The 22,973-nt window shown below is 72.3% G+C and carries 10 protein-coding genes and 1 pseudogene; 8 read left to right on the top strand and 3 right to left on the bottom strand.

The window, feature by feature from the left end:
* The first annotated feature begins 30 nt into the window (after nt 1–30).
* From ACIA8N_RS32680 to ACIA8N_RS32650, 7 genes and pseudogenes are all read left to right on the top strand, one after another.
* Nucleotides 31–1,506 carry a hypothetical protein gene (locus ACIA8N_RS32680; protein WP_365781159.1) on the top strand — a complete coding sequence of 492 codons (1,476 nt, stop codon included), beginning with the start codon at nt 31–33 and terminating at the stop codon, nt 1,504–1,506.
* A gap of 52 nt (nt 1,507–1,558) precedes the next feature.
* Entirely contained in the window at nt 1,559–4,963 is a 3,405-nt protein-coding gene (locus ACIA8N_RS32675) for a right-handed parallel beta-helix repeat-containing protein (RefSeq protein WP_365781158.1), read from the top strand.
* A gap of 26 nt (nt 4,964–4,989) precedes the next feature.
* Nucleotides 4,990–6,270, top strand: coding sequence for a S8 family serine peptidase (locus tag ACIA8N_RS32670; protein ID WP_365781157.1), 1,281 nt, complete (start codon nt 4,990–4,992; stop codon nt 6,268–6,270).
* Between the two features lie 179 nt (nt 6,271–6,449).
* Nucleotides 6,450–7,052: a sigma-70 family RNA polymerase sigma factor gene (locus ACIA8N_RS32665; protein WP_365781156.1), complete on the top strand. Its 603-nt coding sequence runs from the start codon at nt 6,450–6,452 to the stop codon at nt 7,050–7,052.
* 106 nt (nt 7,053–7,158) lie between these two features.
* Nucleotides 7,159–8,568 carry a MinD/ParA family protein gene (locus ACIA8N_RS32660; protein ID WP_365781155.1) on the top strand — a complete coding sequence of 470 codons (1,410 nt, stop codon included), beginning with the start codon at nt 7,159–7,161 and terminating at the stop codon, nt 8,566–8,568.
* 72 nt (nt 8,569–8,640) lie between these two features.
* A complete protein-coding gene (locus ACIA8N_RS32655; protein ID WP_365781154.1) occupies nt 8,641–9,195 on the top strand; it encodes a hypothetical protein in 555 nt (184 codons plus the stop codon).
* Nucleotides 9,196–9,281: 86 nt separating this feature from the next.
* A pseudogene (locus ACIA8N_RS32650) lies at nt 9,282–10,072 on the top strand (transposase).
* A 598-nt stretch (nt 10,073–10,670) separates the two neighbouring features.
* Here ACIA8N_RS32650 and ACIA8N_RS32645 read toward each other — a convergent pair.
* Nucleotides 10,671–11,464, bottom strand: a protein-coding gene (locus ACIA8N_RS32645; RefSeq protein WP_365781153.1) for an IS5 family transposase whose coding sequence is annotated in 2 segments (ribosomal slippage) — nt 10,671–11,146 and nt 11,146–11,464 — 795 coding nt in all. Because the reading frame shifts where the segments join, the coding sequence is not laid out codon by codon here.
* 485 nt (nt 11,465–11,949) lie between these two features.
* On the opposite strand from ACIA8N_RS32645, the gene ACIA8N_RS32640 reads away from it, so the two are divergent.
* Nucleotides 11,950–12,282 carry a hypothetical protein gene (locus tag ACIA8N_RS32640; protein ID WP_365781152.1) on the top strand — a complete coding sequence of 111 codons (333 nt, stop codon included), beginning with the start codon at nt 11,950–11,952 and terminating at the stop codon, nt 12,280–12,282.
* Nucleotides 12,283–12,478: 196 nt separating this feature from the next.
* On the opposite strand, the gene ACIA8N_RS32635 is transcribed toward ACIA8N_RS32640, so the two are convergent.
* Nucleotides 12,479–12,697, bottom strand: coding sequence for an MbtH family protein (locus ACIA8N_RS32635; protein WP_365781151.1), 219 nt, complete (start codon nt 12,695–12,697; stop codon nt 12,479–12,481).
* Between the two features lie 89 nt (nt 12,698–12,786).
* Nucleotides 12,787–22,887, bottom strand: coding sequence for an amino acid adenylation domain-containing protein (locus tag ACIA8N_RS32630; RefSeq protein WP_365781150.1), 10,101 nt, complete (start codon nt 22,885–22,887; stop codon nt 12,787–12,789).
* Nucleotides 22,888–22,973 lie beyond the last annotated feature (86 nt).

The following is a 22,973-nucleotide window of genomic DNA, read 5'->3' as shown; positions in this document are numbered from 1 at the left end:
GGGGGTCCGCGACGACCGAGGGGAATCACGGTGGACAACAACGAAGCACGGGCCGGGGGCACCGCCGCGCAGGCCGCGTCGGCGATCAGCCTGCCGACGGTCGCCTGGCAGGCGGCGGACGACGATCCGGACGGGGCCGGCGAGGCGCCCGAGCCGCGTACCGGCGCCGCGCGGGCAGCGAACGGATCCGGACCGGGGACGGACCCGGCCGGCGCCGGGTCGGAGCAGGTCGCCGACCCGGAGACGAGCGCCGGAACCGCGGCCGCGCCGGTCGGCACCGTCGCTGCGGCCGGCCCCGACACCCCGGGGACCACAGCCCCCGAGGGCGAGGCCGAGACCGCCGGGGAGGGCGCGCCGGACGGCGAACGGGAGGGCGAACGACAGGCCGCCCCCGACGCGGACAGCCTCGCCGCGGCCGCCACCGTCGCGCCGGTCCCCCGCGCCGTCTCCCGCCCCGGCAAGCGGCTCTCCAAGCCGATGATCGCGGCGGCGGCCACCTCGGGCGTGGTCCTGATGGGCGTACCCCTGCTGTTCTCTCAGCTCGGCGGCGGCTCCGGCCCGAATCCCGTGCCCCCTCGCCCCACCGGGTACAACCAGGCCGGCGGAGGCTCCGACGGCTACGTGCCGGGGGTCGACGCCCCGGAGAAGGGTTCCGCCCTGCCGGGAACCGGCGCCCCGGGGGCGGCCCCCGGCTCGCGGGACGGCGGTCCGGGCCCCGCGAACAACCCCCTGGCCAAGTCCGCCGCCGGTCTCGGCGCGGGAGCCGGGGTGGGCAGCCTCGGCGGCGGCCCCGGGCCGACGGCCACGAAGAGCCCTGGCACCGGCACCGGCTCAGGCGGCTCCCGGCCCACCACCGGTCCGACCTCCGGCGGGTCCAGGTCCACCTCCGACCCGACGCCCACCACCCGGCCCGGCCCGACTCCCACCGAGACCCGGGGGACCGTGACCGCGCCGCAGCAGACGCCGGCTCCCCCGGCGAAGGCGCAGTACTCGGCCGTGGCGGGCCCGGGCTGCGCGGGCTCGGGCGCCACCTTCACGTACAGCGGCTGGTACACGGACGGCAAGGAGGGCTGGCAGCGGTACGGCACCGGCGGCTACGGCAGCTCCGGCTGCAACGGCGACTTCTACTCCCTGCCGATGTCCGGACACCAGGGCAGCGACGCCGGGAACGCGCTGCGCTGGACGTTCCGTACCGGCGACGTCACCTCCGGCACCTGCCAGGTCTCGGTGCACATTCCCAACAACAGCGACATCAAGGCGGTGGGCGGCAAGCCGTCGTACTACACCGTGCACGCCGGTGCGACGGGCAACGACCCGATCCTCAAGTCCTTCACCGTCGACCAGGCCTCCCGGCGGGGGCAGTGGATCAGCGCCGGCGGCGTCAACGTCACCCGTGGCCTGCTGACGGTGAAGCTCCACGACCGGGGTCTCGACTGGTCGGGTTCGACGCGGACCTACGCCCATCACGCGGGCGACGCCGCCCGTGTCCAGTGCACCGCCTCCTGAAGCGGTCCGGCCCACCGAGGCCACCGGCCCACCACGAAGGGAACAACCACGCATGTCGCGCCATGTGCTGACCGTGAGCGCCGAGGCGCAGACCGACCGGCCGTCCGGCTCCGGCGGCCAGTTCCGCACGATCGGCGCTGCCTTGGAGGCGGCGCGCAACGGCGCGGTGATCTCGGTGCGGCCGGGGCGGTACGAGGAGAACCTGGTCATCACCAAGATGGTGACCATCACCGCCGAGGACCGGCGCGGAAGCGTGCGGATCGTGCCGCCCCGGGGGACGGTGGTCCAGGTGGTGGCCGAAGCGGTGCAGCTGACGGGGCTGGTGCTGCAGGGGCTGGACGACGAGCTGCCCGCGGTGGACGTGCCGCGCGGTCAGGCGGCGCTCCAGGACTGCGAGGTGGTGGGCAACGCCTGGGCCGCCGTACTCACCCGCCAGCAGGGTTCGCTGGCGATGCGCGGCTGCCGGGTGACCAACCCCGGTGGCGCGGGAATCGTGGAGACGTCCACCGGCACCAGTGTGATCGACGACTGCGTCGTGGAGCATCTGGGCACCTCGGCGGTGGTCATCGGCGAGCGGGCCAATCCGACGTTCCGCAACTGCGTGCTGCGTGACGCCCGGGGCAACGGGGTGTGCGCCAACGGCGAGGGCCGGGGGGTGATCGAGGACTGCGAGATCTCGGCCACCGACAAGCCGGCCATCGCCCTGGAGCAGAACAGCTCCACCCAGGTGCTGCGGACCTCGGTACGGGACTGCCTGCTGGGCGTGTTCATCAGCTCCAAGGAGCGGGTGGTCCTCGAGGAGTGCTCGGTGACCGGCACCAAGGTGCACGGCATCGCCCTCGCCGAGGGCACCGACCCGGTGCTGCGCCGCTGCCGCACCTCCCGCACCAAGGGCAACGGCATCCATGTCACGGGCCGTTCGCGCGGCACCTTCGAGGAGTGCGAGGTCACCGGGGCCGAGGGCAGTGGCATCTGGGTGGAGGAGAGCTCGGGGCCTTCGTTCAAGCGCTGCTCGGTGCGGGACGCGAGGGACGCCGGGGTCGTGCTCACCGGGGACAGCGCGCCGGACTTCGACCGGCTGGAGGTGTGCGGCGGCGCGGGGGCGGGAGTGCGCGTCCTGGAAGGGGCCAACCCGATGCTGCGGCGCGTGACCGTGTCGGACGTCGCCGGACCCGGCGTGGAGGTGACCCGCGACGGGCGTGGCCGGCTGGAGGGTTCGGAGGTCTCCGCGACCGGACAGGCCGGGGTGCGGATCGCCGACGGGGGCAACGCCTACGTCGGCAACACCGTGGTGCGGGAGACCGGTGGGGTCGGCGTGTCGGTCGGCGCGGGCGGGGTGGCCACGCTGCGGGACTGCAACGTCGCCGAATCGCCGCAGGAGGGCGTACTCGTCGAGGACGGCGGGGAGCTGACCGCGACCCGCACCCGCGCACGGTCCTGCCGGCGCTACGGCTTCCGGGTCGCGGCGGGCGGCCGGGCCACGCTCAGCCGGTGCGAGGCGGTGGACAACACGGCCGACGGCATCCGAGTCGACTCGACGGAGGCGGTGCGGGTGCACGACTGCACGGTCTCCGGCAACCGGGGTTCGGGGCTGCGCCAGCTCAAGCCGTCGGTCCGGGTCGCGGTGGAGAACCTGACGAGCGTGGAGAACGACCTGCCGGACTCGTACGGGGAGATCACCGCCTCGGCCGCCGGTCAGGGGAGCGAGTCGGGGACGCGCGGGGACACGGACGGCGAGGGCGCGGAGGACGGTCCTCCCGGCGGGGCCTCGGGCCCGATGCCGTCCGCCGCGCCGCGCAGGCCGGACGGGCCGCTGGAGGCCTTGCAGGCGCTGGTGGGCCTGGACGGGGTGAAGGAGCAGGTCTCCACCCTGGTCAACCTCAACAAGCTGGCCAGACGACGGGAGCTGGCGGGCATGCCCGCGCTGCCGATGAGCCGCCATCTGATCTTCGCGGGCCCACCGGGCACTGGCAAGACGACCGTGGCCCGGCTCTACGGCTCGATCCTCGCCGAGCTGGACGTCCTGCCGTCGGGTCATCTCGTCGAGGTGGCCCGCGCGGACCTGGTGGCGTCGATCATCGGCGGTACGGCGATCAAGACGACGGAGGTCTTCCAGCGGGCGCTCGGCGGCGTGCTCTTCATCGACGAGGCGTACACGCTGTCGCAGGGCACCGGGGGCAGCGGGCCGGACTTCGGCAAGGAGGCCATCGACACGCTGGTCAAGCTGATGGAGGACCACCGCGACGAGGTCGTGGTCATCGTCGCGGGGTACTCCGAGGAGATGCGGGGCTTCCTCGACTCCAACCCCGGGCTCGCCTCGCGCTTCAGCCGCACGGTGGAGTTCGAGAACTACTCGGACGACGAGCTGACGACGATCGTGGCGATGGCCGCGGCCTCGCACGGCTACCAGCTCGCCGACGGCACCCGTGAGGCGCTGGCGCGGCACTTCGAGGGCGTGGCCAAGGGCGCCGACTTCGGCAACGGCCGGGCCGCGCGCAAGGTCTTCGAGGAGATGGTGGACCGGCAGGCCTCACGGCTGGCCACGCTGCCGGAGATCGGCAATGCCGACCTGGCGCTGCTCACGCCCGAGGACGTGGGGGTGACGGTGGCCGCCGGGGAGCCCGCGGAACGCCGGACGGAGCTGCTCGACGAGCTGCGCGCGATGATCGGACTGCCCGCCGCCAAGGAGCAGGTCGAGGACCTGGTCAACCTGATCAAGCAGGTCAACCGGCGCAAGGAGGCAGGGCTTCCGACCGCCACGATCAGCCATCACCTGGTGTTCTCGGGACCGCCCGGAACCGGTAAGACGACGGTGGCACGTCTGTACGGCCGGTTGCTCGCCGAACTCGGGGTGCTGCCGGGCGGCCAGCTGATCGAGACGGCGCGGGCGGACCTGGTGGGACGGTTCGTGGGGCACACCGCCCAGTTGACGAAGGAGGCCTTCGACCGGGCGCGCGGGGGCGTCCTGTTCATCGACGAGGCGTACACCCTGACGCCCCGCGGCGGTACGGGCAACGACTTCGGCCAGGAGGCGGTCGACACCCTGATGAAGCTGATGGAGGACCACCGCGACGAGGTCGTGGTCATCGTGGCCGGGTACGCCGACGAGATGCAGGGCTTCCTGGACTCCAACCCGGGTCTGGCCTCCCGGTTCTCGCGGTCCGTCTCGTTCGAGCACTACACGGACGAGGAGCTGGTGCGGATCGTCGAGGCGCTGTCCGAGAAGGCCGGTTACGTGTGCCCGCCCGAGACGTCGTCGGCTCTCGGCGAGTTGTTCGCCTCGGTGCCGCGCGACCGTACGTTCGGCAACGGCCGCTTCGCCCGCCAGACCATGGAGTCGATGATCACCCGGCAGGCCGGGCGGCTCAGCCGGCTCGACATCGACGACGTGGCGGAGCTGAGCCTGCTGCTGCCGCAGGACGTGCCCTGGGACCGCGTGCCGGGCGGTGTCGCGTGAGCCGTCGGGCGAGAGGGGGTACGACGGTGATCGCGACGGCCCTGCTGTGCGGGACGGTGGCCCCCCTTCCGGGGAGCGCCGCTGCCGCGACGGCCGGTCCCATCGCCGCGGTGGCCCCGGCGACGGCGACGGCTCCGGGTACGGACCCCACCTCGCTGCCCGCCCTCACGCAGCGGCTCTCCAGCGACGCGTGCCGCAAGGCGTCGAACCGGATGGTCACCCGGTTGCCGTGGCCGCAGGCCCGGTTGCGTCCGGAGATGGTCTGGCCGCTTTCCGAGGGCGCGGGGGTGACGGTGGCCGTGGTGGGCTCGGGTGTGGACGACGCCGCAGGGCTTCTGGGCGACCGGCTGAAGCGGGCACCGCGCCTGTTCGACGCCGGCCCGGCGAAGGACTGCGCGGGTCACGGCACCTTCACGGCCGGTCTGATCGCGGCGGCCCCCACCGCGGGAGCGGGGTTCGCGGGGTTCGCGCCCCGAGCGCGGATACTCGACGTCCCGGTCACCGACCGGCGGGGGAACACCACCCCCGACCTCCTCGCCCAGGGCATCCGGGTGGCGGCCGACGACGGCGCCCGGGTGATCGTCACCGTGGCGGTGGTGGGCCGGGACAGCCCGGCGCTGTCGAGCGCCGTGCGGTACGCCGTCTCCAAGGGCGCACTCGTGGTCGCGCCGGCCGCTCCGGACGGGGCTACCGGGGTGAACGGCGGCGGCACAGCGTATCCGGCGGCGCACCCGCTGGTGCTGTCCGTGGCGGCGACCGGCCCCGGCGGGGAGGTACCCCGTCAGGGGATCGTGGGCCGGGTGGACCTGACGGCGCCGGGCGAGGCCGTGATGGGCCCCGGACCGGGCGGCAGGGGCAAGTTCACGGCCTCGGGGCCGAGTTACGCGGCCGCGTTCGTGGCCGGAACGGCGGCCCTGGTCCTCGGCTACCACCCGGACCTGGGCGCCGAGGCGCTCGCGCATCGGCTGCAGGCCACCACGTCGAGTCCGGGCGGCCGTCTGCCGGACCCGGTGCGGGGGCACGGACCCGTAGACCCGGTGGCCGCCGTCACTGCCGTCCTCCCCGAGGAGGGGCACGGCGCCTCGCCCTCCGGTGTCCGCGCGACGGCGCCGGGGGTGGCGATGCCGCCCGGTGCCGGGCCCTCCGCCGCGGGATCCGCCTGGTGGGTGTCGGCAGGCTGTCTGGCGCTGCTGGCGGCGGTGACGGGCGCAGCCGCCGTGGTGCCGCGCGGGCGCCGGCGGCGGTGGCGGCCGGGTGTCTACCGGGCCCCGGAGGCGGACCGGAACCGAGGCCCGGAGCCCCTTTAGGAAGACGCAAGCGAGGCGTTACCACGCGGGGCGCGAAAGGCACCTGATCGTTAGCAAAGCATTAGTCAAGGTTGCGATTCTGCCGGGACGAGCCCGACGAGCCTTCAGAGGCGGTCGGTTGGTGTCGCCGTCGAGCGCCGAGGAGCCGTCGACGGCGCAGCGCGGGAGGAAGCACCGGGATGGGAATGCAGGGGGACAGTGCCGACGGCGCACCGGCGGGCGCGACCCGTGCGGGGGCGGGGCCGGGCACACGCGCGGAGGCGCGCCCCACGATGGACCGGGACACCCTGGCGGAGTTCTACCGGCTCCACTCCTCCGCCCTGCTCCGCACGCTGCTCCGCCTGACCAGCGGGGACCGGGGCAAGGCCGAGGACATGCTCCAGGAGACGTTCCTGCGCGCCTGGCAGAACCCCCAGGCCCTGGTCCGCGGACCGGAGCACGGCCGCCCCTGGCTCTTCACCGTCGCCCGCCGCATCGCCATCGACCACTTCCGGACACAGTCCGCCCGCCCGAAGGAGCTGGGCGACGAAACGCCGGAGGACCGGGCGGCCCCGGACGACCCGTTCGAGGAGATCCTGTCGGCGCACGCCATCGGCGACGCGCTCGCCGAACTGGCCCCGCACCACCGGGACGTGCTGGTGGAACTGCACCTCAACGACCGCTCGACCGCCGACGCGGCCGTCGCGCTCGGGATACCGCCGGGCACGGTCAAGTCCCGCAACTTCTATGCCGTACGGGCGCTGCGCCCCGTCCTGGAACAGCGCGACCTCGCCCCGGCCTGATCGACCGACACATCCTCACCTGAACCGGTCGCGTCCGCCGGCCCGTTCCTCCGGACGACCGACGAGAGGGGACCGCCAGGTGGTTACCGTCGTAGCCAGAAACGACATGGACGAACCCGGGCATTGGACGGACGCACCCGACTACAGCCCGGAGGAGTGGCGTACGGGCCGGGGCGAGCGCCTGCCGGCGGCGAGACCGCCGAAGGGCGACGGGGGCGACGGGGCGACGCACGGGGAGGGCCAGGGGGGCGCGGGAGGCGCGCACCCGGGTCCGACGGACGACGAAGACCTGCCCACGGCCCCGGCGACCGACGGAGACAGCGACGGAGACAGCGACGGAGACAGCGACAGCGACAGGCCTACGGATCCCGAGAGCGACGGAAACGTACGCGCGGACACGGAGGACGACGGAGACGTCACGGCGGCCGCCACGACGACGGACCCGGGCGAAGCGACACTCCCGGACCCCGCCCCGACGGCGTCGGAGCCCGACGCCGAACACTCCGTACCGGAGCCCGACGCTGAGCACTCCCTACCGCAGCCCGGGGCGACGGGAGCGCGGCCCGCGGAGGCAGCGGACCCGAACCCGGCGACGCCGCCCCCTCCCACGGAACCCGCCGCGGCACCGGCACGGCGTATCGGCTGGGCCGCGGACCGGGAACTGTCCGGCGAACGTCTGGTGCGCCGCACGGCCCGCGAGCGTTTCCGGGTCGGTCTCCGCCGGGCCCCTGCCCATGTGCCCGACGCGCTCCACACCCCGCTGCTCCGCAGCCACCGGATCGCGGTGCTCAGCCTGAAGGGCGGCGTCAGCAAGACCACCACCACCCTGGCGCTCGGCGCGGTGCTGGCCCGCGAGCGGGCCGACCGGGTCGTGGCCGTGGACGCGAACCCGGACTCGGGCACCCTCGGCCGGCGCGTCCCGCGCCAGTCCGGCGCCACCGTACGCGACCTCGTCACCGCGATCCCCGACCTGCGCACCTACATGGACATCCGGGCGTTCACCTCGCAGGCGCCCAGTGGTCTGGAGGTGATCGCCAACGACTCGGACCCGGCGGTCTCGCAGACCTTCGGTGACCAGGACTACCGGCGGGTCGTCGAACTTCTCAGCGGCCACTACCCGATCGTCCTCACCGACTCCGGGACCGGCATGCTGCACGACACCATGCGCGGCATCCTGGACCTCTCCGACCAACTCGTCGTCGCGGCGACGCCGAGCGTGGACGGTGCCAGCAGCGCCAGCGTCACCTTCGACTGGCTGGCCGCCCAAGGCTACGAGGAGAAGGCGCGCGAAGCGGTGACGGTCGTCTCCGGAGTGCGGTCGTCCTCGGGACGGCTGATCCGGGTCGACGAGATCGTCGCCCACTTCCGGCAGCGCTGCCGGGCCGTGGTCAGCGTTCCGTACGACCCGTATCTGGCCCGGGGCGGCGAGGTCGACCCCGAGTGGATGCGCGGCCGGACCCGGGCCGCGTACTACGAACTCGCGTCGCTGGTGGCGCAAGAGTTCGACCGAGGCTGACGCCCCGCCTCCCCCGCCCCATACGCGCTCCGCGACCCCGACTTCCCCGCACAAGAACACCGGAGGACACCCATGGCCTGGTACGAAGGCCCCTGCCGCATCACCGTCGTCGACGTCGACGCCGACTGGCCACAGCGCGCGGTCGTCGCGGTGTCCGGCTCGCGCGGTGCGCGCATCGAGATCCCAGGCGAGGCGGGAACGGTCCGGCACATCGACGCGCCGAGCTGGCACCTGGAGGTGGAGCACCTGCACGAGGGGAAGTGGCGTCCCAACGTCCGCGCGATCCGCAGCCGTTGGGAGACCATGGACGGCATACGGACGCAGCTGATCACCAGTAAGGACGTGGATTGGCCCCAGGGCAACCAGCACGAGCGCAATCTGGTGCTGCGCCTGGAACGGATCGGCGAGGTGGACGAGCGCGCCCATGAGGTGGGCAGGGAGGCGCCGGCACGGGCCGCCACCCAGTCGACGTCGACCACCCCGGTCCGCCTCACGGCCGCCGGGCGGGCACACTCTCCCACGGAGTCGTCCTCGGGCGGCTCCGCCTTCGACGCCCGGCCCACCACCGCTCCGGCGCACACGACCTCCCCCGGCCCGACGTCGACGAGCAGCAGCAGCCCCTGGTGAGACAGGGAACCGGCTTGCCGGCCGTCGATGCCTGCACCGGCGCCACGCGATTCCGTACATGACGCCGGCCTACGGCGATGCGGGCCATGGAGCAAGAGCCATACCCCAGCGACTTATCGGACGAGCAGTGGGCGCTGATCCAGCCGATGATCACGGCCTGGAAGCAGGACCGGGTGGCACGGTCGGCGACCGGTGATCCCGGGTCCTGTGACCTGCGGGAGGTCGTGAACGCGATCTTCTACCAGAACCGGACGGGCTGCCAGTGGCGCTACCTGCCCCACGACCTGCCGGCCTGGCCGGCGGTGTTCTACTACTTCACGCTGTGGCGCCAGGACGGCCTCGACCAGCGCATCCAGGAACTCCCGTGCTGCCAGGTGCGGGAGAAAACCCGGCGACTGGACGACCCGTCCCTCGTGACCATCGACACCCGGTCCGTCCGCGCCGCGGCGGGTGTCCCGAAGACCACGACGGGACTGGACTCGCACAAGAAGCTGTCGGGCCGCAAGCGGGGCCTGGCCGTCGACGTCCTGGGGCTGGTCATCGGCGTCGTCGTGCTGGCCGCCTCCGCCCCTGACAACGCCGCCGGCACCGCCCTGCTCGACCAGGCCGCCGAGCGGTGCGGCAACCGCCTGGAGAAACTCGAGATCGTCCGCCGCAACCGGGCCGATCAGGGCAAAGGCTTCGTTCCGCAACCGAAGAGGTGGATCGTGGAGCAGTCAACGGCACGTTGATGCTGCACCGCCGCCTCGCCGGTGAGTACGACCACCGGCCCGACACCTCAGCCTCACGCGTCTACTGGACCTCGATCGCGCACATGACCCGCCGTCTCACCACACCCTCTTCGGCCTGGCGCGACACCCTCGGGCTGGCCGCGTGAACGTCAGCGAGCTCCTGGCCGGCCTCCAGGCCCAGCACGACGAGACCACCGTCCGGGCCGGTGAACTACGCGACCAGGTTCAGCACTTGACCGCAGCCCTGGCCGAGGCCGAAGCGCGACTCGCGGACTCTGGCCACCACCGCCGAGATCGTCGCCGAACTCGCACCCGCTGGAGGCGACCCCGATCCGCCCGAGTCGAACACCGCCTACCAGGCGATCGTGAACGCCGTCCACCCAGTCAGCACCAAACCAGCACGGGAGTCAGCACCGCACCACCAAAACGGCCCCGATCAGCGCAACCCGGACAGGCTCTCTCCCGGCCCCTCTCGGGCCTTCGACAGGGTCACCACAGCAGGCCATGGAGGCCGGGCGCACACGGCACACCCGAACTATGGTGTCCCACCACATACGCCCCTGACCTGCGACTTCCTACGGTGTGGCGACACCGAATCGTCCCCGCACATGCCTGGAAGTGGTGCACATGGCCGCCGCAACACCCTCCCCGACGCCACCCAACTCCCTCAAGAAGATCGTCGCCGCCAGTCTCATCGGGACCACCATCGAGTGGTACGACAACTCATCAGACTGAGAGGATGTCTCACGTGGTGAGTTTGGCGAGTTTCTTGTAGCAGGCGAGGGCTGCGGCGAGGCCGAGGAAGGCGAGGAAGTGGCTGCCTTTTCGCTCGTACCGGACGGTGAGGCGGCGGTAGCCGAAGAGCCAGGAGATCGACCGCTCGATCTTCCAGCGGTGCCGGCCGAGTCGCTCGCCGGACTCGATGCCGGGCCGGGCGATCCGTGGGACGAGATTCCGGCCGCGGAGCCAGCGGAGGTGTTCGGCGGAGTAATACGCCTTGTCCGCGCGGATCTTCACCGGCCGTCTGCGGCGTGGTCCGCGCCGGGAACGGACGGCGGGTATGCCCATGATCAGCGGCTTGAACGCCTGGCTGTCGTGCACGTTCGCACCGGACACCGCGACGGCCAGCGGCAGGCCCTGGGCCTCGGACAGCACATGCAGTTTGCTGCCCCTCTTGCCCCGATCGACCGGATTCGGACCGGTCAACGAGCCCCCCTTTTCGCCCGCACCGACGCGGCATCGACGATCGCGGACGTCCAGTCCAACTCGCCCCTGGCACCCAGCTCGTCCAGCACCGCCCGGTGCAGCCGCCGCCACAACCCCGCTTCGGTCCACACAGTGAACCGGCGGTGCGCGGTGGCCGGGGAGACACCGAAGGACTCCGGCAGATACCGCCAGGCGCACCCGCTCGTCAGTACGTACACCACGGCCGCGAACACCGCCCGCTCGTCCACCGGAGCAGTACCCCCGCCCTGCGGACGGGTGGCGAACTTCGGCAACAACGGAGCTGTCAGCTCCCACAGTTCATCCGGAACCACCGGCGCGACAGATCAACCCTCACGGGACAGCATCATGCCGCACCATCAACTCTCCACGTGACAAATCCTCTTATTGATCCGGAAGAATTGGGGTTCTGAGTCGTTGCTACCTGCGTGAGTGAACTGGTGGGGACGCGGCAGTTCTCGCCTTTGGCGCAGGAGGCCCTTGGAAACCTGTTACGACTCACGGGAGTTCCTGGCATCCCCGTGGCCCGGCAGTTCATGGCCACGCCGGTCCGACGGGGCTGCTGGGCCGTTGGCGGTGACCGGCTGATCACCTCGGAGGTCATTGATGCCCTTCCGTGGGCCCGCCTACCTTCGGCACCGATCAGCGGCCCCACCGAGAGGCCGCTTCCGATCAGGGCAACGCCCTGATGTACGAGAGGAAGACGACAGTGGCTTCGACGCAGTACGACCGGGTTGCCTCATCCGCAAGGGCGACAGGATCCGACGGTTTCGCGAGGCTGGCGCTCAGGCTGGACGCCGTGGTCACCGGTCTCAACGGCATCGCCTACCTGGCGCTCGCCACGGCCCTCGAATCCTTCTTCGGCGTCCCGACGGCGGTCCAATACCCGGTCGGGGTGTTCCTGCTCCTCTACTCGCTGGGAGTGCTGGCCCTCGGGACGCGGAAGGAGATCAACCGCACGGGACTGGCGGCGGTCATCGTGGCGAACCTGTTGTGGGTCGTGCTCAGCCTGGTGGCGGTGGGCTCCGGCCTGCTGTCCCCGGCCGGCGTCGGCGCGGTCTGGACCGTGCTGCAGAGCCTGGTGGTCGGTGGCTTCGCCGCCCTCCAGTACGTCGGACTCAAGCGGCTGTGACCTCGTCCGGGCCCGGCCCGGGAGGGCCGCGGCGAGCAGCACGGCGCTCGGCGCCGGGAACACCCGCGAAGCAGCGCCACGTCATCGAGACGTCAGGGGTGCCCGGCAGGCGTTCGAGCAGGCGGACCCGTGCGTGGACGGGTGGACGGTAGGAGGCCCGGCCGCCGGGCGGCCGGGCCTCCTACTGGTTCTCTGCTCAGACCGCTGTGGCGCTCATCGCTGCGACGAGGCTCTTGGGGCGCATGTCCGTCCAGTGCTCGTTGATGTGGCCGAGGCAGACGTCCCTGTCCGCAGGGCCGCGGACGACTGTCCAGCCTGCGGGCACCTCGGCGAATGCGGGCCACAGGGAGAACTGGCCTTCGTCGTTGACCAGTGCCAGGTAGGAGTAGTTCTCGTTCTCGAACGGGTTCGTCATGACGTCCTCAATTCCTTCGGTGTGTGGAGTGGGGTGGGGGGTGTGGAGTGTGGGGTGGGGTTCGGCTCTTGGGTGGCGGAGCGGGCGTCTCACTCGTCCCAGGACGCCTCGAACTCCTCCAGCTCCTCGGCGCTGAGTGAGATCAGCGGAGCGGTTGCCGGTACCGGCGTCGGCGTTCCCGCCGCCGGAATCTCGATCACGGTGGCGATGCGGGCGATGCCAGCCACCGTCTTCGCTTCGAAGACGTCGCGCGGGGCCAGCCCGAGGCCGACCTTGCGTGCCCGTGCCACCAGTTGGATCGAAGCGATGGAGTCCCCGCCCAGCGTGAAGAAGTCGTCGTCGATGCCGGCCCTCGCGATGCCGAGCACGTCGGCGAACAGGTCGCACAGCAGTTCCTCGTGCGGGGTGCGGGGCGCCCTGCTGTCCGGTGCACCGGCGAACTCCGGCTCCGGCAGGGCCCGGTGGTCGAGCTTTCCGGTCACGGTCACCGGCAGCGTGTCCAGGGCGACGAAGGCGGACGGCACCATGTAGGCGGGCAGGCTCGACTCGACCCGTCGGCGCAGTGCGTCGAGGTCCAGCCGGTCCGCCGGGCCCGCCGCCGGGACCACGTACGCGATCAGGCGCTTGGTACCGGGCTGGTCCTCGCGGGCGACCACTGCCGCCCCTGCGACCTCGGGGTGGGACCGCAGGGCCGACTCGACCTCGCCGAGCTCGATCCGGAAGCCGCGGATCTTGACCTGGTCGTCGGCGCGTCCGACGAACTCCAGTTCACCGTCCGCCGTCCAGCGCACGACGTCACCCGTGCGGTACATCCGGGCACCCGGTGCGCCGAACGGGCAGGCCACGAACCGCTCGGCGGTCAGAGCGGATCGGCCGACGTACCCCCGGGCCAGTCCGGCGCCCGCCACGTACAGCTCACCCGCGGTGCCGGGAGCAACCGGCCGCAGCATCGCGTCGAGGACGTACACCCCGGTGTTGACGAGCGGGCGGCCGATCGGCGGCGTTTTTTTCGCGAGCAGCGGCCGGGAGATCGTCGCGCAGATGGTCGACTCGGTCGGACCGTAGGCGTTGTGCATCTGCCGCCCCGGGGCCCATCGGTCCACCATTTCCTGCGGCAGTGCCTCACCGGCGACGACCAGGGAGGAGATCGACGGTACGGACTCCGCGTCGATCGCCGCCAGCACCGAGGGGACGACGACGGCGTGCGTGACGCCCTGGGCGGCGATCAGGTCGACCAGCTGGTCGCCTGGCAGACGTGACTCGCCGGGGGCGAGCACCAGCCGGGCCCCTGTGAGGAGCGACATGCACAGCTCGAACACGATGGCGTCGAAGCCGGGCGAGGAGAACTGGAGCACCACGCTCCGGGGGGTCAGCCCGGTGGCGGCCACCTGGGCCCGTACCAGGCTCGCGATGCCCTGATGGGTGACCTCGACGCCCTTCGGCACGCCGGTCGAGCCGGAGGTGTAGATCACGTACGCCGCGTTCTGCGGACGGGCGGCGGCCGGTCGTTCGGCCGGGCCGAGTCCGGCGGCCGACCGCCTGGCCACGGAGTCGCGGAAGGCCGCGTCGTCGGCGAGGATCCGGTGTCCGGCGAAGGGTTCCCCGGCCCAGACCGACCCTGCCGAGGTGATCAGGCAGAACGGTGCGGCGTCGGCCAGGACGTGCCGTACCCGCTCCGGCGGGTACGCCAGGTCCACCGGCGCGAACACACCGCCGGCCTTGAGCACCGCCAGTACCGCGGTCACCCAGTCCAGGCCGCGGGGCAGGGCGACGACCACCCGGGTCTCGGGGCCGACCCCGGCGGCGAGCAGCTCGCGGGCCCACTGGTTGGCGCGGCCGTCGAGCTCGGCGTACGACCACCGGGTGCCCTCGCACACCACGGCCACCGCGCCACCGTCGCGTGCCACGTGCCCCTCGAACAGTTCCGCCATCGTCGCGGCCTCGACCGGGCTGTGGGTGTCGTTCCACTCCTTCACCACCAGCGACCGTTCCCGCTCGGACAGTGCGTCCAGCCGTCCGACGAGCCGCCCGGGGGCCTTCGCCGCCGTCACGAGGAAGCTCTTCAGCCGCTCCAGCAGCTGCCGCCCCTGCGCCGCGCCGTAGAGGTCGGGCCGGTAGTTCACCTCCAGCCGGAGCCGCGCGCCCGGGTAGACCGTCAGGCTCAACGGGTAGTGGATGACCGGGGTGTCCTCCTCGGTGAGGGGGCCGACCTCCAGGCCAGGGGCGCGCAGGGTGTCGGCGTCCCACGGGACGTTCTGGAACGCCGTGGAGGTGTCGAAGAGTTCGCCGAGTCCCAGGTGGCGCTGGATGTCGGTCAGCCCGAGGTGGTGGTACGGGGTGAGGTCGGCCTGCTGCCGCTGGATCTCGGACAGGAGCCCTTCCAGGGGCTGGGCGGGGTCGATGCGGACGCGAACGGGGACGGTGTTGATGAGCAGGCCGACGATGTCGTCCATGCCGGGGATCTCGGGCGGGCGGCCGGAGACGGTGGCGCCGAAGACCACGTCCTGCTGCCCGGTGAGGCCCGCCAGCAGGAGCGCCCAGACGCCCTGCACGACCGTATTCATGGTCAGTCCGCGGCTACGGGCGACGGCGGTCAGCCGCCGGGTGGTCTCCTCGTCGAGGTGGTCGAGGGTACGCACGGGGAGCACGGTCAGCGACGTCTCGGCCCCGGGGGCGACGAGCGTGGGTTCCTCCAGCCCGTCGAGGGCCTGGCTCCACGCGCCGCGGGCCTTCTCACCGTCCTGGGCCGAGAGCCAGGCCAGGTAGTCCCGGAAGGAGACCGCCGCGGGCAGTGCGCCGTCGTCGCCCCGGGTCTCGTAGAGGTCGAAGACGTCGGCCAGCGCCCGGGTCATCGACCAGCCGTCCCAGATGAGGTGGTGGCTGGTGAGGACCAGCGCGTGCCGCTCGGCGCCGAGACGGACGAGCAGGACCCGCAGCAGCGGCGGTACGGCCGGGTCGAACCGGTCGAGCCGGTCCTCGCGCAGCAGTCGCTCGATATGCGTCCGCTGCTCGGCCTCCGGCAGGTCGCTGAGGTCGAGTTCCCGCCAGGGCACCGTCAGTGCTTCCGGTACGACCTGGACGGCGTCACCGGAGCGGCGCACCAGGAAACCGGCGCGCAGGCTCGCGTGGCGTCGTACCAGTCCCTGGAAGGCCGCCTGGAGCGCGGTGACGTCCAGTGCACCGGTCAGGACCATCGGCGCCTGCATCACATAAGGGTCGGCCTTCTGGTCGTCGTAGTGGGCGTGGAAGAGGAGGCCTTCCTGGAGGGGGGTGAGCGGCCAGATGTCGTGGAGCGGACCCGAGGGCGCGAACGCTGTCTCGATCTCGGCGCGTTCGTCGGTGCTCAGCGTCACCAGCGGCCCGTCCACGGGGGCGAATCCGGTGGTGGGCGCCGCCTCGTCGGAGATCTCCGCCAGGGCTGCGACGGTCCTCGCGGTGAACAGGTCGCGAGGGGTGAGGTGGAGTCCGGTGTTGCGGGCGCGGGCGGCGAACTGGATGGAGGCGATGGAGTCGCCGCCGAGTTCGAAGAAGCTGTCGTCGATGCCGACGCCGCTCACGCCGAGGATTTCGGCGAACAGCTCGCACAGGATCGCTTCGCGCGGGGTGCGCGGGGCGCGGCTGTCGGCTGCTCCGGTGAACTCCGGCTCGGGCAGGGCCCGGCGGTCCAGCTTGCCGATGGGCGTCAGCGGCAGCGCGTCCAGGGCCATCACCGCGGCGGGCACCATGTAGTCGGGAAGGCGCGCGGCGACCGCCTCGCGCAGTGCGTCGGTGTCGAGGCCCTCGGGAGTGCCGGTCGCGGGCACCACGTAGGCGACCAGACGCTTCACCCCTGGCTGGCCCTCACGTGCGAGCACCACCACCTGGCCCACCGGTGCCTGGGCTCCCAGCACCGCTTCGATCTCCCCGAGTTCGATGCGGAAGCCGCGGATCTTGACCTGGTGGTCGGTGCGTCCGACGAACTCCAGCTCACCGTCCGCCGTCCAGCGCACCACGTCCCCGGTGCGGTACATCCGGGTGCCGCTCTCACCGAACGGGCAGGCCACGAACCGTTCCGCCGTCAGGCCCGCTCTGCCGAAGTAGCCACGGGCCAGTCCCGCGCCGGCGATGTACAGCTCGCCCGGGACCCCCGGCGGCACCAGGCGCAGCGCCGCGTCGAGGACGTACACCCGGGTGTTCTCCAGGGGGCGGCCGATGCGGGCCCGGGTACCGCCGATCACGCGGCCGTACGTCGAGTCCACGGCGCATTCGCTCGGTCCGTAGAGGTTGTAGGTGGCCACGCCGCTCGCGCCGAGCTCGCTCCACAGCGACTCGTCGACCGCCTCGCCGCCGAGCGAGATCAGCCGCGGCCGGTATCCGGGGGTGCGCAGCAGGCCGGCGGACAGCAGTTGCCTGGCATGCAGCGGAGTGAGGTTGAGCGAGTCCACCCCGTGCCGTGCGCAGTAGTCGACCAGGCCCTGCGCGTCCCGGCGCAGTTCGTCCCCGATCAGGTGCAGTTCGTGGCCCGAGACCATCCGCAGCAGGTCGGCCCATGCCGCGTCGAAGCCCAGGGCGGCCACCAGCGCGACCTTGAGCCTGCGGGACCCGGTGCCGGATTCGGCGGGCAGGGAGGCGCTGATCTGGGCGTGGTGCAGGTTGACGAGGTTGCGGTGGGTGATGGCGACCCCCTTGGGGCGGCCCGTCGACCCCGAGGTGTGGATCACGTAGGCGAGGTGCGAGGGCAGCAGCGGCCGGACGCGTTCCGTGTCCCGCGGGTCGTGGGACGGGGAGCCGGTGCCCGGTGTGTCGACGAGCAGGAACGGTGAGCCGTTGTCCGAGGGAACCTTGTGGGCGGCGTCGGTCACGGTCAGCACCGCGGCCGGGCGCACCTCGGCGAGGAGCGAGGCGATGCGATCGGCCGGCCAGGACAGCTCGACCGGCAGGTGGACGCAGCCGGCCTTCATCGTTCCCAGCACCGCGACAACCGCGTCGACGGAGCGGGGCACCATGACCGCCACCGGCTCGTCCGGTCCTGCGGCCAGGGCGATCAGCCGGTGGGCGAGTCGGTTGGCACGACGGTTGAGTTCGCGGTACGTCACCTGCTCGTCGCCGAACACCACGGCGACGTCGTCGGGGGTCGCGGCGGCCTGGGCCTCGAACAGCTCCGGCACGGTCAGTTCCGGCACGGGAACCTGCGTACCGCTGCCCGCGTCGAGCAGCGGGAGGCGCTCCTGCGGGGTGAGGGTGTCGACCCTTCCGACGAGGCGTGCGGGGTCGTTCGCGAAGACGGTGAGGAGTCCCTCGACCCGCTCCGCGACCCGCTCGGCCTCCGGGGCGGTGAACACGTCGGGCCGGTAGCTGACTTCGATGCGCAGCTCGTTCCCGGGGAAGACGTCGATGCTGAGCGGGAAGTGCGTGAACCCCTGGGTCTCGTCGTCGAACGGGCTGACCTCCAGGCCCGCGGTGCACAGCACGTCGTCGTCCCACGGGATGTTCTGGAACACGGTCGAGGTGTCGAAGAGTTCGCCGAGTCCCAGGTGGCGCTGGATGTCGGTCAGTCCGAGGTGGTGGTACGGGGTGAGGTCGGCCTGCTGCCGCTGGATCTCGGACAGGAGCCCTTCCAGGGGCTGGGCGGGGTCGATGCGGACGCGAACGGGGACGGTGTTGATGAGCAGGCCGACGATGTCGTCCATGCCGGGGATCTCGGGCGGGCGGCCGGAGACGGTCGAGCCGAAGACCACGTCCTGCTGACCGGTGAGCCCCGCCAGCAGGAGCGCCCAGACGCCCTGCACGACCGTGTTCATCGTCAGTCCGCGACTGCGGGCGACGGCGGTCAGCCGCCGGGTGGTCTCCTCGTCGAGGTGACCGAGGCAACGGGTGGGCAGGGCCGCCGCGGTGCTGTCGGCACCGGGGGCGGCCAGGGTGGGTTCCGCCAGGCCCTCCAGGGCCGAGGCCCACGCGGTGAGTGCTTCGTCCTGGTCCTGGACCGACAGCCAGGCCAGGTAGTCCCGGAACGGCACCACGTCGGGCAGCTCCGCGCACCCGTCCTGGGCCTCGTACAGGCCGAAGACGTCACCCATCGCACGCGACATCGACCAGCCGTCCCAGAGGATGTGATGCCCCGTCAGCACGAGGACGTGGCGCTCGGGTGCGAGCCGGACGAGCAGGGCGCGCAGCAACGGCGGGGCGGTCAGGTCGAACCGGACGTGGCGGTCCTTCCGGAGGAGGTCGCGCAGGCGTGCCTCGCGCTCCGGTTCCGGGACGACGGTCAGGTCGATCTCCCGCCAGGGGATCGTCGCCCCCGCGGGGATCACCTGCACGGGCCGGCCGGCCCGGCGCACCAGGAAACCGGCACGCAGATTCGCGTGGCGCTCCACCAGCCCCTGGAGCGCACCGCGCAGCGCACTCGGGTTCACCCTTCCCGACAGGACCAACGGCATCTGGGTGAGGTAGGCGTCCGGCGGCCCGGCGGAATCCCGGTCCGTCCCGACGCCGTGTCCTGCGCCCTGCCCGTCGTACAGGGCGTGGAAGAGAAGGCCTTCCTGGAGGGGGGTGAGCGGCCAGATGTCCTGGACCGGGCCCGCCGCCGCGAACGCGGCCTCGATCTCGGTGCGCTCCTCGTCCTCCAGGGCCACCAGGGGGCCCTGGACCGGTACGAAGGCGGGGGCGTGCGTCGTGAGGGTGGCAGCGGTCTCGGCGAGCGCGGCCACGGTCAGGCGGGCGAAGACGTCGCGTGGTGTGAGGTTCAGTCCGGCGCTGTGGGCGCGGGCGGCGAGCTGGATGGAGGTGATGGAGTCACCGCCCAGCTCGAAGAAGCTGTCGTCGATGCCGACCGTCGCCACGCCGAGGACCTCGCAGAACAGCTCGCAGAGCAGCACCTCGCGCGGGGTGCGCGGGGTGCGGCTGTCGGCGGCTGCGGTGAACTCGGGTTCCGGCAGGGCCCGGCGGTCCAGCTTGCCCGTCGCGGCGACCGGGAAGCTCTCCAGCACGACGAAGACCGCGGGCACCATGTAGTCGGGGAGGCGCGCGGCGACCGCCTCGCGGAGGGCGTCGGTGTCCAGTGCGGCGGGAGTGCCGGTCGCGGGTACCACGTAGGCGACCAGACGCTTGGTGCCCCGTTCGTCCTCACGGGCCATCACCACCACCTGCCCGACCTCGGGCACAGTGCTGAGCACGGCCTCGACCTCACCCGGTTCGATGCGGAAGCCGCGGATCTTGACCTGGTGGTCTGTGCGTCCGACGAACTCCAGCTGGCCGTCCGCCGTCCAGCGGACCACGTCCCCGGTGCGGTACATCCGGGTGCCGCTCTCGCCGAACGGGCAGGCCACGAAGCGTTCCGCGGTCAGGTCCGGACGGTTCAGATAGCCCCTGGCCAGCCCCGCACCTGCGATGTACAGCTCGCCCGAGACGCCCGGGGCCACCGGCCGCAGGGCGGGGTCGAGGACGTAGGTCCGCATTCCGTCCAGCGGGCGCCCGATGGGCATCGACGCGGGCAGGCCGTCCGAGGGGGCCAGGGCGAAGGCGGTGGCGAAGGCGGTCGTCTCCGTCGGCCCGTAGACGTCCACCACCACGAGGCCGGGGCAGGCCTCGCGCACCCGTCGCACCGCTTCCGCGCGCACGGCCTCGCCGCCGGTCCACAGTTCGCGCAGTCCGGCCAGGCAGCCGGGGTCGTCCTGGGCGAACGAGTGGAACAGCGCCGTCGTCAGGAACATCCCGGTGACGCGGTGCCGCTCGGTCAGTTCCCGTACGAGCAGGGCGGTCAGGGGTTCGGCGGGCGCGAGCACGACCCGGCCGCCGGAGAGCAGGGGCACCCACAGCTCGTAGGTGGAGCCGTCGAAGGTGAGTGCCGAGTGGGCCAGTACGACCTCGTGCCCCTCGGAGAACCGGCTGTCCCGTGCCAGCGCCACCACGTCGGCATGGGTCGCCTCGACGCCCTTGGGCACACCGGTCGACCCCGACGTGAACATCACGTACGCGGCACTGCTGGGGAACAGTCCGCCCGCGCGCTCCGCCTCGGTGAGGTCGGCCGGGGAGCGGCCGGCGACGGCGGTCCTGGTCGCCTCCTCGTCGAGGAGCACGTGGGTTCCCGCGAAGGGCTCCCGGGACCACGGGGAGTCACCCGAGGTGACCAGCAGTGCGGGGGCGGCGTCCGTGAGGACGGCCCGGGACCGCTCGTTCGGGGAGGCGGGGCCCACCGGTACGAACGAGCCGCCCGCCTTGAGCACCGCCAGCACGGCGGTCATCCAGTCCATGCCGCGGGGCACCGCCACGGCGACGCGCGCTTCGGGGCCCATGCCCGCGGCGATGAGTTCGCGGGCCAGCCGGTTCGCCCGGTCGTTCAGCTGCCGGTAGGACCACTGGTCGTCACCGTGGGCCAGGGCGATCGTGTCGGGGTCGCGAGCGACCTGTGCCTCGAACGCGGCGACGATCGTCGAGGTGGCGCCCTCGCGCACGGCTCCGGCGCCGCTCCACTCCTTCAGTACCAGCGACCGCTCCTGTCCGGAGAGCAGGTCGATCCGGCCGACGGGGAGGCCGGGGTCGGCGGCGAGGAAGGTGAGCAGCCTGCACAGCCGCTCCACCAGGGCTTCGGCGAACGCGGTGTCGAACAGGTCGCTGCGGTAACTGACCTCGAAGTTCAGGCCCTTGCCCGGGAACACCGCGAGGCTCAGCGGGTAGTGGGCGAATCCCGGCGAGTGGCTCTCCTCGGACGACAGCAGGTCCATGTCCTGGCCGCGGAGGAATCCGGCGTCCCAGGAGTCGTCGTGGGCCGTTTCCCTGGAGAAGTTCTCGAACGCGGTGGAGGTGTCGAAGAGTTCGCCGATTCCCTGGTGGCGCTGGATGCTCTGGAGGCCGAGGTAGTGGTACGCCGTGAGCGCCGACTGCTGCTCCTGGATGCGGGCCAGCAGCGCGTCCACCGGCTCCTGCGGTTCCAGACGGACCCGGACGGGGACGGTGTTGATGAGCAGGCCCACGATCTCCTCGACGCCAGGTACCTGCGGCGGGCGGCCCGAGACGGTGGAACCGAAGACCACGTCCTGCTGTCCGGTCAGACCGGACAGCAGGAGCGCCCAGGCGCCCTGCACCACCGTGTTCATGGTCAGCCCGCGGGTCCGTGCGACCGATTCCAGCCGGGCGAAGGCTGCCTCGTCCAGGCTGCCGACGGTCCTGGCGGGCAGCGAGGGCAGCGAACCGTCGACGCCGGGGGCGACCAGGGTGGGCTCTTCGAGTCCCTCCAGGGCCGCGGCCCACGCGGTGAGCGCCTCGTCCTGGTCCTGGACCGACAGCCAGGCCAGGTAGTCGCGGAACGGCACGACCTCCGGAAGTCCGGCGCTCCCCTCCCCCAGCCCGCGGCCGAAGACCTCGCCCAGCGCCCGCGACATCGACCAGCCGTCCCACAGGATGTGATGGCTCGTCAGTACCAGGACGTGCCGCTCCGCCGACAGGCGGACCAGCGTCGCGCGCATCAACGGCGGTGCCACCGGGTCGAACCTGTCCAGCCGGTCCTGTGCCAACAGTCGGCCGAGCCGTGCCGGGTGCTCCGCTTCGTCGACGCCGCTGAGGTCGACCTCGCACCACGGGAGCTCGACCCCGGCCGGCACCACCTGCACCGGCGTACCGGTACGACGTACCAGGAAGCCCGCGCGCAGGCTCGCATGCCGGTCCAGCAACTCCGCGAACGCCGCCCGCAGCCGCCCGGTGTCCACCTCTCCCGACAGCACCAGCGGTGCCTGGACCAGATAGGGGTCGGCCTTGTCCTGGTCGTACAGGGCGTGGAAGAGCAGGCCCTCCTGGAGCGGGGTGAGCGGCCACACCTCCTGCACCGGGCCCGACGAGGCGAACGCGGCCTCCACGTCCGCCTGCTCGTCGGCGTCGAGCGGCACCAGCGGCCCCTGGGCGGGTACGAAGTCCGACCCCGCCACGACCTCCGTGGCGGCCTCGGCCAGCGCCGCGACCGTCTCGCCCTCGAAGATGTCGCGGTACTCCAGGGCGAGGCCCGCCGCGCGGGCCCGGGTGACCAGTTCGATCGAGGCGATGGAGTCGCCGCCCAGTTCGAAGAAGCTGTCGTGGATGCCGACGTCCGTCGCCCCGAGGATCTCTTCGAACAGGGTGCTCAGCAGATCCTGGCGGTGCGTTCGGTGTGTTCGCGGCGTGCGGGAGTCCGCCGTGCTGATGGCCTCCGGCGCCTGCGCGGTCTGCACGGCGGGCTGGTTCATGTCTCTTCTTTCCCTTTGCTGATCGGCGAATGCGGGGGGCGGCGTGTGCCGGTGTGGCGGGCGAACGCCGGTGTGGCGTGCGTCCG

The sequence above is a fragment of the Streptomyces sp. NPDC051822 genome (genome assembly GCF_044452745.1).
Lineage (GTDB): Bacteria > Actinomycetota > Actinomycetes > Streptomycetales > Streptomycetaceae > Streptomyces.
The sequence above is the reverse complement of the archived record's forward strand: the minus strand, read 5'-3'. Positions and strand labels throughout refer to the sequence as shown.